2 pseudogenes are annotated in these 506 nt (G+C 46.4%); both read left to right on the forward strand.

From position 1 onward, the window contains the following. A pseudogene (locus tag HMPREF0670_RS17405) lies at positions 1-262 on the forward strand (hypothetical protein); the annotation flags it as partial. 14 nt (positions 263-276) lie between these two features. Continuing rightward, positions 277-506: pseudogene (locus HMPREF0670_RS15260) on the forward strand (sugar-binding protein); the annotation flags it as partial.

Genomic DNA, 506 nt, shown 5'->3' on the forward strand with positions numbered 1-506 from the left:
AACACTACGTTCCATGCCATTCTATGATAAAAAAGAATATGATGGTTATTTCTATCGGGACGGACATCTAATTGTACTATATGGCGTTAACCAATCTCGCAACATTCTAGAAAGAAAATGGATAAAGAGGATGGAGGGGGGAATACCCCATTTTAGACATGTCACAATAAAAAGGTGGAATTATCCATACCCCTTGAAAATGGAGATCCTTTCAAACGGGAAAGTTAGAATACTCTCTCTTGAGGAAGGCTTTTTCATCTAGTCACCGTAATATATATGAGCAACTTCATCACCTACGACTACGAACGGTTGAGCGAAGTGCTCTATCCCAAGAACCTCTTCAACCGCGTTACCTACACCTATGGCAAACCGGGCGAGAAGTACAACCGTGCAGGCAGGCTGGTGCTGGTGGAAGACGCATCGGGTGGCGAAGCCTACTACTACGGCAACCAAGGCGAAGTGGTGAAGACGGTGCGCTCGGTGATGGTCAGCACCGCCGACGTGCA

It is taken from the genome of Prevotella sp. oral taxon 317 str. F0108, from assembly GCF_000162415.1.
In the GTDB taxonomy this organism is placed as follows: Bacteria; Bacteroidota; Bacteroidia; order Bacteroidales; family Bacteroidaceae; genus Prevotella; species Prevotella conceptionensis.